Here is a 16,617-nt window from a genome sequence, read left to right on the forward strand (position 1 = left end):
CCGCGGCCATCGACGCGCGTTTCCAGTGCAGCCGGTGTCGCAGGAGGGGTGTGCGGCCACGTGGTGCGTGGGTGCGGCGAACCTGCGGCAACAGGGAGACGCCTGATTCGTCGAGGAACACGATCCAGGCACATGTGTTCACCGCCCCTTTTGATGCGCGGCCACTCGTGCGCGATCCACCGGGCGATCTCGGACTCGTCCCGATCCACCGCCCGACGCTCGGGCCGTTGCAGCGTCCACCCCAGTCGGCCGTTCAGCGTCCGCCGCCATACGGTTCCAGGTCCGTACGGGTGTTCCGTGGCGGGACATGCCCGTCGAGTACGGGCCGTGGGGCCGGGTCTACGACCTGTTCCGCCGATGGCAGCGCGAGAGCCGGGCCGCGAGATAGGGCGCGGTGGCGCTGCGGCGGGCCCTCGCCACCTTGGCCGGCGGGCCCGCCGCGACCACGCGCCCGCCCGCGTCGCCGCCGCCCGGCCCGAGGTCGATGACCCAGTCGGCGGTGGCGATCGTGTCCAGGTCGTGCTCGACGAGGACGACCGTGTTGCCGGCGTCGACGAGCCGGTGCAGCTGTCGCAGCAGCAGCGCGATGTCCGAGGGGTGCAGCCCCGCCGTCGGCTCGTCGAGCAGGTAGAGCGCGTGCCCGCGGCGAGCCCGCTGGAGTTCGGTGGCCAGTTTGATGCGTTGCGCCTCACCACCGCTGAGTTCCGTCGCGGGCTGCCCCAGCCGCAGGTATCCCAGTCCCACCTCGCGCAACGTCTCCAGACTGCGGGAGGCGGCCGGGACGGCGGACAGGAACGTGGCGGCGGCGTCGACGGACAGCGCCAGCACTTCCGCGATGTTCTTGCCGCGGTAGGTGACTTCCAGCGTTTCGGCGTTGTACCGGGCGCCGTGGCAGGTCGGGCACGGCGCGTAGGTGCCGGGCAGGAACAGCAGTTCCACCGCGACGAATCCTTCGCCCTGGCAGGTCCCGCACCGCCCTTCGGGCACGTTGAAGGAGAACCGCCCGGCCGAGTAGCCGCGCGCCCTGGCCTCGTCCGTCGCCGCGTACAGCTTGCGCACCGCGTCGAACATCCCCGTGTACGTCGCCAGGTTGGACCGGGGAGTTCGGCCGATGGGCCGTTGGTCGACCCGGACCAGCCGGTCGAACGATTCGACCCCCGACGCGTCCTGGACGTCGACCTCCAGCTGCGCCTCGTCGGGCTCCTCGGGTACGAGTCCGAGGTGGCCGCGGACGACCTCGGCGAGCACCTGCGTCACCAGCGTCGACTTTCCGGAACCGGAGACACCCGTCACCGCCGTCAGGACGCAGAGCGGTACGTCGACGGACACGTCGTGCAGATTGTGGCGGGAGACGCCGGTCAGGTGCAGCCAGCCGTGCGGTGCGCGCGGGCGGTGATCGAGCGGCTGGGCGCGCCCGAACAGGTACTGGCTCGTAGCCGACTCCCCGACCCGCTCAAGACCGGCGACCGGGCCGCTGTACAGCACGCGCCCGCCGCCCTCACCCGCGCCGGGGCCGATGTCGACCACCCAGTCCGCCCGCCGTACGACGTCCATGTCGTGCTCCACGACGAACAGCGAGTTGCCCGCCGCCTTGAGGCGGTCCAGCACGTCCAGCAGTGGTTCCGCGTCAGCCGGGTGCAGGCCCGCGGAAGGTTCGTCGAGGACGTAGACGACGCCGAACAGCCCCGAGCGCAGCTGGGTGGCGATCCGCAGGCGCTGCGCCTCGCCGGGCGACAGGGTCGTCGAGCGGCGCCCGAGGCTGAGATATCCGAGGCCCAGGTCGAGCAGTACGTCGACCCGTGCGACCAGATCGCCGCAGATCCGGACCGCGACCTCGGTCGTCTCCCCGGATCGGGCGGTCGACGTGGTGGCGTCGGCCTCGGACAGCCCCGCGACGGGCCGCAGCAGTACCACGACCTCGGTGAGCGGCATCGCGTTGATCTCGGCGATGGAACGTCCGGCGAAGGTCACGGCGAGCGCCTCGGGCCGCAGTCCGCTGCCGTGGCACTCGGGGCAGGGCACACTCCTGACGAACCGGAGCGCCCGTTCGCGCATCTTCTCGCTCTTGGAGTCGGCGAGGACGTGCATGACGTGCTTGCGGGCGCTCCAGAACTTGCCCTGGTAGCCGTAGTCGACGCGGTCCTCCTCCGGCTCGATGTACACGGAGGGCTGCTCGTCCGTGTACAGCAGCCAGTCCCGGTCCTTCTTCCTGAGCCTGCGCCACGGTCGGTCGATGTCGATCCCCAGGCCGCTCACGACACTGCGCAGGTTGGCGCCCTGCCAGGCGCCCGGCCAGGCGGCGATCGCCCCCTCGCGGATGCTCAGCGAGGGGTCCGGGACGAGCAGGTCCTCGGCGACGTCGTGCACGACGCCCAGTCCGTGGCACTCCGGGCAGGCGCCGGCCGCGGTGTTGGGTGAGAACGACTCGGCTTCCAGCCGTGCGGCCCGGGGCGGATAGGTGCCGGCGCGGGAGTACAGCATGCGCAGCAGATTGGACAGCGTGGTGATGGTGCCGACCGTCGAGCGCGAGCTGGGCGCCCCGCGCCGCTGCTGCAGGGCCACGGCCGGTGGCAGTCCGGTGATTTCCTGCACGTGCGGTGCGCCGACCTGTTGCAAGAGCCTTCGGGCGTACGGTGCTACGGACTCGAAGTAGCGCCGCTGGGCCTCCGCGTAGAGCGTGCCGAAGGCGAGCGAGGACTTGCCCGAACCGGAGACGCCGGTGAAGGCGACCATCGCGTCCCGCGGAACGTCGACATCGATGTTCCGCAGGTTGTTCTCACTGGCGCCCCGGACATGCACGAAGGCGTCGGTCGCGTCCTTGTTCACCGTTCCTGATTACCTGATCGCGCGGGGAACCGCGCGACAGGCGCCGTCACCGGGCCTCGCTCACACGAGCGTCCGGAGAATCCCGGTATGGGCTGCTCCCAGGGAACATTCGAGGGTGCTTCACCGTTGATCCATGTGTGGGCGTGAAGGGAACTGTGTCCCCGGGCGTCACCCTCTGCCCATGAGGACGATCGTTCGGCTGAAGCCTCATGGAGCCCCCCGCCGCGAGGCGACCGCCGTTCGCGCCCACTCTCGATCGGCCCCGGCTGGGGATCCCCCGAACCAGTCGGGGCCTTCGCCTGACCGCTGCCGGCGCCCTTCGGCGAACACGGTGGTTCGCCTCCCGGTGGGGCACTTGCCCCGGCGGCTCAGCCCCAGGTCGGCCCCTGGTCGCGCGGGGCCGGGGCGGTTGGGGTTCGGTGCTCTGGCCGGGCAGGCGGTCTGTGGGCGGACGTGTCGGAAGTCGCGGCGGACGCGGGGCGGGAGTAGGCATGTCTGGAGAGCTGGGTTGCTCCCCGGAACGGCGTCGGTCGGCTGCGAGGGGGCGGGCGAGGCGGAGTTGGCCCGCCCGCACCCGCCGGCGGGGGCCAGCGTGTCACGCGGCGTCGGCGTTACCTCGCGGGCATCCTGTGGGCACGTGCGATCGCGGGGGCAGCTGAGGAGAAGGAGTCATGCGGTGTCGTCTCAGGGCGTTACGGTCGTGGCTCTCCTGGCGGATCCGGACGCGCCCACGGAGATCGCGCAGCGCATGGCCCGGGTCCTTCCTGCTCGTCTCGCCGACAAGTCAGGTCCAGCGCGACGGTTCGACGTCGAGGTGGTCAGTGAGCCCTTCACGTCAGGGACGGAGGACCTGCCTACCTTGATGCGCCGGATCATGGAGCGCGGACGTGCGGAGAATTGGGACATCGTCGTGGCCCTCACCGACCTTCCGTTGCACGCCCACGGGCACAAGCTCGTCGTGGATCTGAGTCATGACCACGGCTTGGCGTTGCTGTCTCTTCCTTCCCTGGGGGGCTTGCGGCTGCAGACGAGGGCCCGGCGGGCCGTTGAAGAGGCCGTGCTCGGCCTGACGAGTTGGCAGGCATCTGGGGCTGAGGGACCTCCGCAGCCGCTTTTGGGGTCCTTTGCTGGTCGTCTCACACCCATTCATCCGGGCCCGGTCGGGGAGGAGGAGACCGCCGATCTTCGGTACGTCGTCAGCGGGCTGCGCGGTTACCTGTGGGTGCTCGTCGGTATGGTCCGTGCCAACCGGCCGTGGCGGTTGGTGCCGGGTCTGTCGAAAGCCCTGGCGGCCGCACTCGCCACGGGAGCAGTCGCCACCGTGAACTCCACCGTCTGGAACCTGGCTGAGGCCCTGAGCGCGCCGCGCCTCGTGATCGCCACGGTTGGGTCTGCCGCGCTCATGATCGGCTGGCTGATCGTCGACGCGCAGCTGTGGCATCGCTCGGCAGAGGGCTCGTCGGAGGCGCGGCAGAGGGCGAGGCTCTACAACGCCTCGACGGTCGTGACCGTGGGTATCGGGGTGGTCGTCTGTTACGTGGGTTTGATGGTGATCAGCTGGGTGTGGGCGCTGTTCATCCTCAACGACCGGGTGTTCGCTTCCATGACACGAACCCCGTTGCACGCGACGGAGTACTGGACGTTGTCCTGGTTCGTCGCTTCGATTGCCACGGTGGGCGGCGCGCTGGGATCAGGCTTGGAGAGCGACGAGGCGATCCGGGCAGCGGCCTACTCCAAGCGCGAACAGGAACGCCGCCACATGTTGCAGGACGACCAGGATGACGAGCTGGTGACCTGAGCCGGAGTTGCTGCGCTGACCGGTGGTCGTCCGGGGACGAGGATCCCGCTGATCGATCGGTGCACGTTTGTTTCGCGGCGGGGGCCGACGGAGACTTGAACGGTAGGCCGCGGAGCGTCGACGCTCGGCGGGCGCCCCGGCGGCGGCACCATCGTTCCACCTGAACCGTGTGAGCTGCCCACAGGCGCATACCGGAGCCAAGGCCCCTTGTCGTATCCCAATTGCCGGGTGCCAGGCTTCGGCGCCGTCTCCATCCCCTGCCGTGCTCGGTCATGCCGGGGCACCGAAGGAGGCCATCATGAAAGCGGCGGTATATGAAGGCCCGCGAACGGTCACCGTGAAGGACGTACCGGACGCGAAGATCGAACACCCCTGCGACATCATCGTCAAGATCACCACTACCAACATCTGCGGTTCGGACCTGCACATGTACGAGGGCCGTACCTCGTTCCAGTCTGGCCGCACCCTGGGACACGAGAACCTGGGGCAGGTCGTGGAGGTAGGCTCGGCTGTCCGCAAGGTCCAGGTCGGCCAGTATGTGGTCCTGCCCTTCAACATCGCCTGCGGCTTCTGCAAGCAGTGCGAGCGGGGTCTCACCAACTACTGCCTCACCATGCAGCCGGAACCGGCCCTCGCCGGAGCCGCCTACGGCTTCGCCGACATGGGCCCCTACCAGGGCGGCCAGGCGGAACTGCTGCGCGTGCCCTACGGCGACTTCAACGCGCTGCGTCTGGGCGAGGACGCCGCCGAGCGGCAGACCGACTATGTGATGCTCGCCGACATCTTCCCCACCGGCTATCACGCCACCGAGATGGCCCACGTCAAACCTGGCGACCAGACGGTCGTCTTCGGAGCTGGTCCCGTCGGGCTGATGGCGGCCTACTCCGCCCTCCTCAAGGGCGCCGGCCGCGTCTGGGTAGCCGACTACCAGCCCGACCGGCTGCGCAAGGCGGAGGAGATCGGGGCCATCCCGATCAACACCGCCGAGCAGAAGCCGGCGGAGGTCGTCAAGGAGGCCACCCTCGGTCTGGGTGCCGACAACGGCTGTGAGTGCGTCGGCTACCAGGCACACGACCCCGAGGGACACGAGGACGCCAGTCTCACGCTCAACGGACTGATCGACTCGGTCAGGTTCACGGGCGACATCGGTGTGGTGGGCGTATTCCTGCCCGAGGACCCCGGCGGTGCCGAGGCCCAGGGGGAGCTGGAGGCGCAGGGCAAGGTCCCGATCGACTTCGGCCTGATGTGGTTCAAGGGCCAGCACATGGGCACTGGGCAGGCGCCGGTGAAGAGGTACAACCGGGCGCTGCGGGACCTGATCGCCGGCGGGAAGGCGAAGCCGAGCTTCGTCGTCTCCCACGAACTCAGCCTGGACGAGGCCCCCACCGCCTACGAGCACTTCGACGCCCGTGACGAGGGCTGGACCAAGGTGGTCCTGCACCCGAACGGACACGGGAACGGCCACAAGCGGTAAGAGACCCGGGGCCGCCGACCCGCCTGTTTCACCGGACCGGTCCGGGGGACGGGTGACGATTGCACCCGACTCCGGCCGGGGCTGGGGGCAATCGCCCGCGCTCCGGTCGGACCTGAACCAACGGCGATGGCCCGCGCTCCGGCCCGGAGGACGGACGGCGGACGCTCAGCAGTGTCCGCAGTGGTAGCAGCCCGTCCAGCGACTGCCCGCCAGCCTGTTCCCAAGCCGTGTGGGAGGCTTCCTTGCCCGACGGCTGCCGCCCCTCAACCTGGCTGACGCGACCCGGCGGGGCGTTCCGGCTAGGCTCACACCCGTGACGTGGCTGCGGGCCTTCGGGGAGGTCGTGCGATCCGGGCTCACGATCGAGGAGACGCGGCTGGAGCCCCTGCTCGCGCTGCGCACGGCAGCTGGGGTGGCGTTCGTCGTCGGGCCGACGCTGTGACTGGTCTCCCCTGCGTATGCCGCGTCCGCCGCCCTCGGTGCCTACTCCGCGGGTGGGGCCACCTTCCAGCGCACCTGGCGTCCACGCAAGGTGATCGCGCTCGGCGCGGGCGTGGGTCTGGCGCTCAGCACCTTCGTGGGCTACCTGGCGGCGGGGCGACTCGTGACGTTCCTCCCACTGCTGGCCGTATGGGCCTTTGCCGCGGGGATGGCCTGGGCCCTTGGATCGACCGCTGGGATCGTCGCAGCGACGACGGTCGGCAGCATGTTGGTGACCGTCACCCTTCCCACGAGCGTCGGGCGAGCCCTGGAGCACGCGGGGGTCATCGCACTCGGGGGCGTGGCGCAGGCCGTTCTGATCCTGCTGTTCCCGATCCGCCGTTGGGGGGCGCATCGTGACGCGCTCGCCGACGCCCTGGCCGCCGTGGCGGACTACGCCCGCCGGCTGCGGCACGACCCGACCGCCCCGTTCGACCCGGAGCCGTTGATGACGGCCCGGGACGCGGCCTCCGTGACGCCGGCACAGGCCCGCACCCGTCCCCCCGTCCTCCACGGCCCCCGGGGGCTCGCCGAGCGCATTCGGCCGGTCGTCGCCGCGCTCGCCGACCCGTACGTCGGCGCCCCTGCGGAGGGCCCCGGGCGGGACCGCGCGCGGGAGTTGCTCGACGCGGCCGCCGACGTCCTGGACGCGGCCGCCCGTGCGATCCGCCGCGGCACTCCCGCCGAGGTGCCGCCCGTGAGCACGGACGTCCTGCGCGTCGACGAGGAGCACGAGGTGCTGGAGGGCCCCGCGCGGCAGGCGGCCGAGCGGCTCGTGGAACTGCTCGGCGAGGCGTTGGAGATCGCCGGGAGCGGCGGCGCGCGCGGGAGGACGCCCACGCCGCCCGGCCCCGCGGACGCCCAGTTCCTGGTACGCCCGACCATGTTCCGGCTGGTCCCGGTCGTCGTCCGGTCGGTCCGCCGTGAGCTCCGCCGGGACTCGCCGGTGTTCCGGCACGCCGTCCGCGTGGCGGCGGTGGCCACACTGGGCTATCTGATCGCCGCCCGGCTCCCCCTGGGCCACGGCTACTGGGCGCCCATCGCCTCGGTGATGGTGATGCGGCCGGACTTCCACCGGACGTACGCGCGTGCGGTGGCCCGTCTCGCCGGGACCCTGGCGGGGGTCGCGCTGGCCACCGGGATGGTGCGGGCCCTGGGCCCGGACGCCCATGTGTCCGGCGCGCTGGCGGTGGTCTCGGTGGGCTTGTCGTACACGCTGATCCGTACCGGCTACGCCTACTCCCAGTGCTTCACTGCCGCGTACGTCGTCTTCCTGCTCGGCATGGGCGGCCAGGCATGGGAGCAGACGGTCCCGGAGCGGGTGGTGCTCACCCTGCTCGGTGGGGCCCTGGCCATGCTGGCGTATGCGGTTTTCCCCGCATGGGAGACACCCCGGCTGCCGGGCCGGCTCGCGGACTGGCTCGCCGCCAACGGCCGCTACGCGGCCGCGGTGCTCCGCAGCTACGCCGAACCGACTCGGGAGCATCGCGCCGACATGCGCAGGGCACTGCTGGCGAGCAGGGAGGCGCATGCCGCCTGGCAGGAGGCATACGACCGGGCAAGGCAGGAACCGGTCCGCCCCAGGGGTCGGACGTCGCGCGAGGTGGAGGAGGCGCAGGAGGCGCTCAAGGGGTTCGGCCGGGCGGCGATGCTCATGGAGAGCCACGTCCCGCGGGCCGACAGCCGTTTCGGTCCCGAGGCGGAGCGGTTCGCCGACGCCCTGGAGGCGGACACCGCGCAGGCGGCAGTCGACGTGCGCGAGCACAGGAATCCGGACTGGGGGCGCGTGGAGGAGGCGCTCCACGCGTGGGAGGGCGCCGCCGCCGGGGACCGGAGCCCGGTGGTGCGGCGCGGGGCGGAACTGCAGAAGCGGGCCTTGGAGGACCTCGCGACGGCGGTGAGCCGCACACCCCTGGAATGGGACGTCGGCTCTGCTCGCGAGGAGCAGCGGGTGCGGGCGGCCGTGGCGGCGGAAGGTGACGGATCAGGAACCGCGCACCGGGGTGGGTGACGGCTCCGGCGACAGGGAGCGCCGCGCCTCCTGGAGCGGGAAGTAGTCTCCCGGCCGCGTCGAGCGCCGCCACACGTACACCGCTGTCGCCATCACGAGGATCAACCCCGCCAGGATGAGCAATTCGATCCCCTCGACGTTCCACCGGAAGGACTTCTCCGCCTCGGCCGTCACGATGAGCACCTTGCGGATGCCGGCAACCAGGCCGACGACGAGGAACGGCTCCGCGTCGAGGGTCTGGTTCCTGATGGTGAGGCGGACGGTGTGGAGCAGCTCGGCCACGATGAACAACACAAGGCCGTTGTCCAGGGCGGAGAGAACGACCGCCTCCTCGCGGTACGGCCCCTGGATCGACCTGATGACGTCATGGACGACGCCGACGGTCAGGAGCCCCGCGAGCAGTACGAGGAGCGCAGCGACGACGAGGTGGATGCCGTCCTCGATGAGCTGCAGGAGGCCCTGTACCCGGCCGCCCTCGATCTTCCGGAGAATGGGTCGCACAGTCAGCATGCTAGGGGTGCGCCGGCCCGCAGGCGCGTCGTGGTGTCGAACGGGTGGACGGGCGGGTGGACGGGCGGTTCCCTCCCTGTGGTGCAGCCTGCGGTTAGTCCTGGTCGCCGACCGGGGCCTGCCCTCCGAGATGGCCCGGGACCCCGCCCCTGACTGCCGGAGGATAGCGGCGGCGTCCGTCATCGACGAGGCGAGAGCGGTTAGGGAGGCGATCGGAAGTGAACGTCCTCTCTACGAGATCATGGTGTTCGGTGCGTGGCAAGGACGCGAAGAACACACCCTCCCTCTGATCGAAGCCACTCTGAGCGAGGTCGTGGCCCGTGGCGAGGGCATTGGGACGACCGTCACGCAATGGGCGAACGCGCTGCTCTTCAATGGCCTGGGCCGGCACGAGGACGCGCTGGCCCCGGCTCGTGCGGCAGGCGAGTACCCGCGGGAGCTGGCCGCCGCGAACTGGGGGTTGGTCGAGCTGATCGAGTCAGCCGCCGGCTGCGGCGCCACCGACCTCGCCGCCGATGCGCTCAAGCAGCTCTCCGAGATGACACAGGCCAGCGGTACCGATTGGGCGCTCGGCGTCGAGGCGCGCTCGCGTGCGCTGGTGAGCGAGGGCGACGCCGCGGAACCGCTCTACCGCGAGGCGATCGAGCGGCTGGGCCGCACCCGGGTCAGGGCCGAGCACGCCCGGGCTCGTCTGCTCTACGGCGAATGGCTACGCCGTGAGGGAAGACGTCTCGACGCCCGTGAGCAACTGCGGTCGGCCCACGAACTCTTCACCGCGATGGGCGCCGAAGGATTCGGTGAGCGAGCCCGTCGAGCGCTCCTGGCCACGGGCGAGAGGGCACGCAAGTACACCGTCGAAGCCCGCGACGAACTCACACCTCAGGAGGCCCAGATCGCCCGGCTCGCCGCGCACCAGCAGACGAATTCGGCGATCGGTGCACAGCTGCTCATCAGTCCCCGTACCGTCGAGTGGCACCTTCGCAAGGTGTTCACCAAACTCGGCATCACTTCCCGCCGAGAGCTGTCCGAGGCGCTGCCCGACACCGTTCACGCAACGCACCCGCCCCGGCGAATCAGTCGGAACGACCAGTGAGCAGAGGTGATCGGCGAACGCCAGATCGGCCGGCCGGTCGCGTGTCCGTGCCACAACGCGGCGGCCACCGCGGGGACCTGTCGGACGCGAACGCGGACGGTGGCACCGCTTGAAGCGGCGCCCGCCGTACCGTTCCAGGACGAGGCGTTCCTCAGGCTGTCCGGCTGGGTCAGCTGCCGCACCGGTGAGTCCGGACAAGACGCCGGTGAGCGGTGGTGCTCACCGGGCGGAGTCGCGCCGTGGTGAGGTGAGTGCGGGCACGGCGCATGAGTTGCCGTGCGTGGGCCTCCCGTACGTGGAGTACTTCCGAGATCCGGGCATAGGGGTAGTCGAAAGCCCGGCCGGTGAACGCAGCCGAGCAGGAACCCCGAACTGCGTACGGCATTCTCGCGGTCACCGTCGGCGCCGTGAGCCGTACTCCCACGGCGAGCCCGGCAGGCTGCTGACCGTGACGGCCATGGAGGCGGGTTCGCCGCCATGAACCCGTTGGTGGGCCCGTGTTCAGGCGGTTGGCCGCACAGTGGCATGACTGGTGGCAGGAGTCAGGCGCAGGAACGAGGAGGGGCGACGTCTGGAGCATGCACTGCGATGTGTCGTACCGGGGAGGCGGGACGTGGCCCGGGCGGACTGTCCAGCTCGGCGTTCGCCGACGAGAGGCACGATGGCCTGTGACCCGATGTGCCGCAGGCCTCGGAGACCGCCGCCGCCCAGGACCCGGCCACGGTGATGCGCCGGAGGCGCCTTCGGATCACTGAGGACGCCGCTACTCACAACGTTGTCACGGGAGGTGGGTGTGGACCACCACTGTCGTCTTCGGGAGTGTGAAAGTGCGGTAGCCTGATCACAGTGTTCTCGACGTCGGGTTCGGACACCTCGTTCAAGACGTTGGGAATGCTCCCGCACTCGTTGCACAGAGCTGAGCGGGTGCGGTGCCCCGGACGCCCGTCGATCCCCCGCGAGGTGGCGTCCGGGGCGCTGTCGGCCGCTGGTCAGGGGCCGTTCAGGATGGTCCGGCGCGGTAAAGACCTCGGCCGGTGCGCCGGACGCGGGAAGAGCCGACGAGACGGTCGAGCGTGCTGCGGATGGCGTTGACGCTGCCGCTGTCGGTGGCACGGCCGAGCGCCACCGCTACGTCGCGGGCGCGCACATCGGTGTCGCCGACCTGTACGAAGTAGTCCAGGATCTGCTCGGTCAGCCTGCCGTACGTTCGCTCCGTGGCGACCTTCGGGCGAGACATCCGCTTCGCTGTTTCCGTCTTGCCTCCAGGCTGCCGTGATGCCCGGGTGACGCCGGCCGAGGCGTCGAGGGAGGCGGGGGCCGAAAGCGTGTCCCCCTCGGTCCGCCCCGCGTCACGGTGCCGGCCCGTGTCAACGGTGTCCGTCGCTCCCGGCGGGTCCGCCAGCACGGCTTCGAAGGCCCGCAGGGCCCGATGGACGGTGTCGAGATGGGCGGCGACAGCGGCCAGTTCCCTCTCCAACGCCCGCTTCTGCAGCTCCAGACGACTGAGGTCCTCATGGAGACTCCCCGCGGTGACCTCGATGTTGCGCGCCGCGCGAGATGCCGGAACCATGTCTCCCTCTCATCCTCAACCCGTCGTGCCGCACCCCTGCCCAGCTCATCTGGGGGTGTCACGCGACCCGGACGCCGGGGCGGGTATTGCGAAGCATCATATGCAACACGCACTCTTCATCGCAGAGCGTATGAAGCACTCAAAACCAGGTACCGGAACATCGGCATACGGGGGCCGTCGTCGGCGTCACGGTGATGATGTTGTGGTGGTGGTTGGGTGGAAGCCCGCCTGATGTCAATTGTTGCCACTGTCCCGCGCGCCGCGCAACGGGCGAACGCGTCCTCGGTGGCGCGTCCCGCCGTCGAAGAACGCGGGGGCGTGGGGTGACGGCAGAAACGTCGGGCGCGTGGCCTCGGTCGTGGCACAGGTTCGCCGGACGGGGCGGACCATCTTGTCGTGTTCTCGTGGGATGCCAGGTGTGCGCGGTTCTTCCTCCGGCGCACCGGCGCCGGGGTCCGGGCAGGACCGGGCTCGCCGGGCGAACGGTGCGCGTGCTTTGGCCAGCCGGGTACGCGGCTCGCGGGTCGCTGATGCCTTTCTCCCGGCGTCGGGCAGGCCGTACCACCGTCGGTAGGACGGCGCCTTCGGCCCGGGGGCCGGTGTCCAGCATCCATTGTCAGGGCGGCCCGGACAGCACATATCGAGTGACACGGTTCACGTGGCAGGCCGGTCCGTCGCAGTCGACTACCAGCGCAGTCGACAACAGTGTGACAGCATGGGATGCCGCTCTTCTCCACGAGGCGTCGTCCACTGATGAAGGAATTCACTCATGCCCGCGATTCTGATCCACGGCGTTCCTGACACTCACCACGTATGGGACGGTGTGCGACAGCACCTGAACAGGACCGACGTGGAAGCCTGGGACCTGCCCGGCTTCGGCGCCGCGCGACCGGCCGGTTTCGGCTCCACGAAGGAGGAGTACGTGGACTGGCTCATCCAGCGGCTGGAGCGGGTCGGTGAGCCGGTGGACCTAGTCGGCCACGACTGGGGCTGCATTCTCACTCTCCGGGTCGCCTACCTGCGTCCCGATCTTGTCCGTACCTGGGCAGGGGGTAACGGGCCGGTCAACGCCGAATATGTCTGGCATCCGCTGGCCAAGATCTGGCAGGACCGGGTCGAAGGCGAGCGCTTCATGTCCGAACTGCGCACCGAACCCTTCGCCGACGACCTGGCGGCCGGTTTCGACGTGCCCCTCGGCCTGGCCAGGGAGATGGTGAGCCGCGTGGACGAGCCGATGAAGGACGCGGTCCTCAGGCTGTACCGGTCGGCGATCACCATGGGGGCTGAGTGGGAGCCGGGACTGTCCGCCGTGTCGGCGCCGTGCGCCGTCTTCTGGGGGGAGCTCGACCCCGCCTGCCAGATCGAGTTCGGGCGCAGGCTCGGCGCCTCCCTCCACGCCACGGCAGTGATCGAGATGGACTGCAATCACTGGACGGTGCTCCAGCGGCCCGCGGAGGTGGCCGAAATCCTGGAGAAGCACTGGAGCGCGCACGCCGACGCGTGACGGGCGTGGCGACCGGACCGAAGGGAGCGGGCCGGGAGGCGCTCACGGCCCGCGACGTCGAAGGAGGCCGCCTGGGCCGGCTCCCGCTCGTACGACGCCCTTCTCCCGGCCGACCGCGCGTCCGAGGTCGGCATGGGCCGTGCCACTGGGGCCGGCGCGGAAACCACGGCGCCCCGTGGCGCTGCGCGCGTGGGTCCCCCGGTCCTGGTCGAATCGACGCGGGTCGACGCGGGAGATCCCCCGCTGGACAGCGCGGTTGGCAAGTCGTCAGGTCGGCACCGCGAACGCCCCGTGGCCTCCCGCATGCGGTGGTCACCCGACCAGACTTGGTCATGTCACACCATGTGGTGTCGACCGGTCTAGAAGGGTGAAGCCTATAGAAACAGAGGACACCGTGCGTGAGATCGTGATCGTGGGTGGTGGTTACGCGGGTTTCTACACCGCGTGGGGCCTGGAGAAGAAACTGCGACGGGGTGAGGCGCGCGTCACCGTGGTCGACCCTCGTCCGTATATAACGTACCAGCCGTTCCTGCCCGAGGTGGTCGCCGGGTCGGTGGAGGCCCGTCATGCCGCGGTCTCGCTCCGGCGGCATCTGCACCGGACCCGTCTGATCGCGGGCTCGGTGACGGAGATCCGCAACAGCGCGCACACGGTCACGGTCAGGCCACAGACCGGGCCGGACTTCGACCTCCACTACGACGTGCTGGCGGTGACGGCGGGAGCCGTCACGCGCACCTTCCCGATCCCGGGGCTGAGTGACCAGGCGTACGGGCTGAAGCATGTCGAGGAAGCTGTGGCGATCCGCGACCGGTTGCTCACCTCGTTCGACCACGCGGCGACCCTGCCGCGCGGGCCCGAACGCAGCAAGCTGCTCACCGTCACCGTCGTCGGTGGTGGCTTTTCCGGGGTGGAGGGCTTCGGCGAACTGCTCGGTCTGGCGACCGCGCTACTCAGGCACTATCCGGAGATCGGCGCGGAAGAACTGGCCTTCCACCTGGTCGAGGCGCGGGCCCGAATCCTGCCCGAGGTCACCGACCGGCCCGGTGAGTGGGTGGTGCGCTCGCTGGAGAAGCGGGGTGCGCGGGTGCACCTGAACACCCAGCTCGTCTCGGCGAAGGACGGACGTGTCGTGCTCTCGGACGGAGAGGAGTACGACTGCGGCCTGCTCGTGTGGACGGCGGGCAACGCCTCCAACCCGATCGTGCACAACCACACCGACCTTCCCGTCGACGAACGGGGTCTGCTGACCGTGCGCGCTGATCTCAGGGTCGGTACGGACACGGAGGTGGTGGCGGACGTCTGGGCGGCCGGCGACGACGCCTCGGTGCCCGATCTCGCGGCCGGACGCCCGGACGCCCGCACGGTGCCCAACGCCCAGCATGCCGTCCGCCAGGGCAAACGTCTGGCGAAGAACATACTGGCGTCACTGCGCGGCCGACCGGCGAGGGACTATGTGCACCACAGCCTGGGGGTGGTGGCCACGCTCGGGCTGGGCCGTGGCATCTTCCAGTACCGCCGACTGGTCATCAAGGGCTTCCCGGCCTGGCTGATGCACCGGGGCTACCACGTCCTGGCGGTTCCCAGCTGGGAACGCAAGGCCCGCGTCTTCGCCGTGTGGGCCACCGCCGCCCTCTACGGCCGCGACATCGTCTCTCTCGTCTCGGTCCAGCACCCGAGGGAGGCCTTCACCTCCAGCGGCGCCCCCCGCCGGAGCGAGGAACCCACGGACGCCGTCGCCGGATAGGCCGTCCTCGATGCCGCCGGGCGACGGGAGTCCCACCGTGCGCACCCGCTGCCCGGAACAGCTACGGCTTGACCGCGCGGTACAGACCGCGGCCGACACGGCGGACGCGGGAGGTGCCGACCAGACGGTCGAGTGTGCTCCGGACGGCGTTGATACTGCCACTGTCGGTGTCACGGCCCAGAGCGGAGGCGACATCGCGGGCACGGACGTCGACGTCTCCGGCTTCCGCGAAGTACGCCAGGATCTGCTCGGTGAGCTTGCCGTACATTTTCACGCTGTCGGCGTGGGCCTCGGTGTGGCCGGCCGGTGCCCGGCTCTCGTCGGCGTCCTCGGCCGTGTCCGCGGGCGGCGCTTGCCGCGCGGGCGCCGGCGCCGGCGTCGAATCCGCTGCCACCGGGCCGGGTGCTGCGGATGACGGAGCGGACGCGGGCATGAGGGCCTGAAGGGCGTTGAGGGCACGCTGTACGGAGCCGAGGTGAGCGGTGACCGCAGCCAGTTCCCTCTCCAGCGCCTGCTTCTGGACCTCCAGCCGGGCCAGGTCCTCCTGGAGGCTCTCGGCGGTGATCTCGATGTTGCGAGCCGTGGAGGTCACGGAGACCATGCGTTCCTCTCGTCCTCAACCCTTGTTCTGGAGGGGACATCATATGCAGCGGCCACCGGTCGAGAAGGGGGACGGGTGGGCGGTGGGACAGCACATCGCCCACCGCGCCGACCAGCCGGATCCGCCCCCGGTCCGTCAGGGACGGCTCGTCCCCGAGCGACCGGGCCCGGTGTCGCTCGCCTCGCCCGAGCGTGGCTTGCCGTCGGCAGGCCCGGCCACCGAGTGCTGCAGTTGTCTGAGCGCCTCGGAGACCGCGTCGATGCGGGCGTCCACCGTGTCGATCGCTTCTCGGAGCAGACTCAGCCGCCCTTCGAGCAGGGCGGCCTCCGCCGCGAGCGACGCGCTGACGGCGGTGGGATCGGTCTGCCGGTCAGTGCTTCGGGGCATCCTCTCGTCCTTCCTCAGCTCGTGCCGGAAGCCCGTGGACAAGTCGCTGTCGACCAGCGATCGTTCGAACGCGTCGGTTGACCTGTTTCCCTGCCATGCTCCTCCTCCTTCGCTGCGGGGCTCGGGCGGACATCGCCGCAAGCCGTCGACACCGCATAGACCGGGCAGCAGGGGGAGCTGTGACAGCCTGCCGCGCGCCGCGCTACTGCGGTTCGCAGCCGGGGCCAGGAGCATCCTCCGACAGCCGAGCGCCGTGCGACGGGACGTAGAGGACCTCCAGGACGACATCCGTCGTGCCTCGGTTCTCGCCGATGTGCACGTGGCCCGCGTCCGGCGTCTCCGTCAGGAAGTTGCCCGCCGTGTACACGCCGTCGGACGTGTACGCGGCATTGAAGTGGCTCAGTGTTCCCCGCTTGACATACGCGTACAGGTAGCTGTCGTGGTAGTGCCATCCCGTCGCCTGGCCGGCCGGGATGGTGATCTCACGGAGGATGCAGACCCGGACACCGATGGTCCGCTGTGCCAGGATCCTGCCGCTGACGCCGGGACCGCCGAGTGTTGACGTCACGAGCGGCCTGTTCAAACGGAACACACTGTATTGGCGTCCTTTCCCCGGGAC

General features: G+C 70.2%; 11 protein-coding genes and 3 pseudogenes. 7 read left to right on the forward strand and 7 right to left on the reverse strand.

All coding sequences use genetic code 11. The features are described 5' to 3' along the window. Window positions 1–268: 268 nt before the first annotated feature. Window positions 269–361: pseudogene (locus HEP85_RS36745) on the forward strand (transposase); the annotation flags it as partial. On the opposite strand, the gene uvrA reads toward HEP85_RS36745, so the two are convergent. Both uvrA and HEP85_RS36755 read right to left on the reverse strand, forming a co-directional pair. After that, on the reverse strand, window positions 340–2,826 hold the full coding sequence (gene uvrA / locus HEP85_RS36750) for an excinuclease ABC subunit UvrA (protein ID WP_168531770.1): 2,487 nt from the start codon (window positions 2,824–2,826) through the stop codon (window positions 340–342). The pseudogene HEP85_RS36745 and the gene uvrA overlap by 22 nt on opposite strands. A 387-nt stretch (window positions 2,827–3,213) precedes the next feature. After that, window positions 3,214–3,388 (reverse strand): annotated as a pseudogene (locus tag HEP85_RS36755) (transposase); the annotation flags it as partial. 114 nt (window positions 3,389–3,502) lie between these two features. Between HEP85_RS36755 and HEP85_RS36760 the strand changes: the two are divergent. The 3 genes and pseudogenes from HEP85_RS36760 (at window position 3,503) to HEP85_RS36770 (ending at window position 8,589) form a co-directional block, all read left to right on the forward strand. Further along, a complete protein-coding gene (locus HEP85_RS36760; protein WP_211118128.1) occupies window positions 3,503–4,624 on the forward strand; it encodes a hypothetical protein in 1,122 nt (373 codons plus the stop codon). 298 nt (window positions 4,625–4,922) lie between these two features. Continuing rightward, window positions 4,923–6,098 carry a glutathione-independent formaldehyde dehydrogenase gene (locus tag HEP85_RS36765; RefSeq protein ID WP_168531772.1) on the forward strand — a complete coding sequence of 392 codons (1,176 nt, stop codon included), beginning with the start codon at window positions 4,923–4,925 and terminating at the stop codon, window positions 6,096–6,098. A 313-nt stretch (window positions 6,099–6,411) separates the two neighbouring features. Next, a pseudogene (locus tag HEP85_RS36770) lies at window positions 6,412–8,589 on the forward strand (FUSC family protein). Here HEP85_RS36770 and HEP85_RS36775 read toward each other — a convergent pair. After that, the gene (locus tag HEP85_RS36775) at window positions 8,563–9,099 is read right to left on the reverse strand and encodes a phosphate-starvation-inducible PsiE family protein (protein ID WP_168531773.1); all 537 of its coding nucleotides are present in this window, start codon (window positions 9,097–9,099) and stop codon (window positions 8,563–8,565) included. The pseudogene HEP85_RS36770 and the gene HEP85_RS36775 sit on opposite strands and share 27 nt — an antisense overlap. A gap of 241 nt (window positions 9,100–9,340) precedes the next feature. Between HEP85_RS36775 and HEP85_RS36780 the strand changes: the two genes are divergently transcribed. Continuing rightward, complete coding sequence (locus HEP85_RS36780; RefSeq protein ID WP_168531774.1) at window positions 9,341–10,192, forward strand: helix-turn-helix transcriptional regulator; 852 nt, start codon at window positions 9,341–9,343, stop codon at window positions 10,190–10,192. A gap of 1,000 nt (window positions 10,193–11,192) precedes the next feature. Here the strand turns inward: HEP85_RS36780 and HEP85_RS36785 are convergent. Then, on the reverse strand, window positions 11,193–11,762 hold the full coding sequence (locus HEP85_RS36785; protein ID WP_168531775.1) for a hypothetical protein: 570 nt from the start codon (window positions 11,760–11,762) through the stop codon (window positions 11,193–11,195). Between the two features lie 769 nt (window positions 11,763–12,531). Here HEP85_RS36785 and HEP85_RS36790 point away from each other — a divergent pair. Beyond that, the gene (locus HEP85_RS36790; protein ID WP_168531776.1) at window positions 12,532–13,266 is read left to right on the forward strand and encodes an alpha/beta fold hydrolase; all 735 of its coding nucleotides are present in this window, start codon (window positions 12,532–12,534) and stop codon (window positions 13,264–13,266) included. Window positions 13,267–13,660: 394 nt separating this feature from the next. After that, window positions 13,661–15,010: an NAD(P)/FAD-dependent oxidoreductase gene (locus HEP85_RS36795; protein WP_168531777.1), complete on the forward strand. Its 1,350-nt coding sequence runs from the start codon at window positions 13,661–13,663 to the stop codon at window positions 15,008–15,010. A 61-nt stretch (window positions 15,011–15,071) separates the two neighbouring features. On the opposite strand, the gene HEP85_RS36800 is transcribed toward HEP85_RS36795, so the two are convergent. From HEP85_RS36800 to HEP85_RS36810, 3 genes are all read right to left on the reverse strand, one after another. Further along, on the reverse strand, window positions 15,072–15,611 hold the full coding sequence (locus HEP85_RS36800; protein WP_369658012.1) for a hypothetical protein: 540 nt from the start codon (window positions 15,609–15,611) through the stop codon (window positions 15,072–15,074). A gap of 135 nt (window positions 15,612–15,746) precedes the next feature. Next, a complete protein-coding gene (locus HEP85_RS36805; RefSeq protein WP_168524963.1) occupies window positions 15,747–15,998 on the reverse strand; it encodes a hypothetical protein in 252 nt (83 codons plus the stop codon). A gap of 202 nt (window positions 15,999–16,200) precedes the next feature. Beyond that, window positions 16,201–16,566, reverse strand: coding sequence for a cupin domain-containing protein (locus HEP85_RS36810; protein WP_168531778.1), 366 nt, complete (start codon window positions 16,564–16,566; stop codon window positions 16,201–16,203). Window positions 16,567–16,617: the final 51 nt, after the last annotated feature.

Origin of the sequence: Streptomyces sp. RPA4-2 (genome assembly GCF_012273515.2) — a bacterium.
In the GTDB taxonomy this organism is placed as follows: Bacteria; Actinomycetota; Actinomycetes; order Streptomycetales; family Streptomycetaceae; genus Streptomyces; species Streptomyces kaempferi.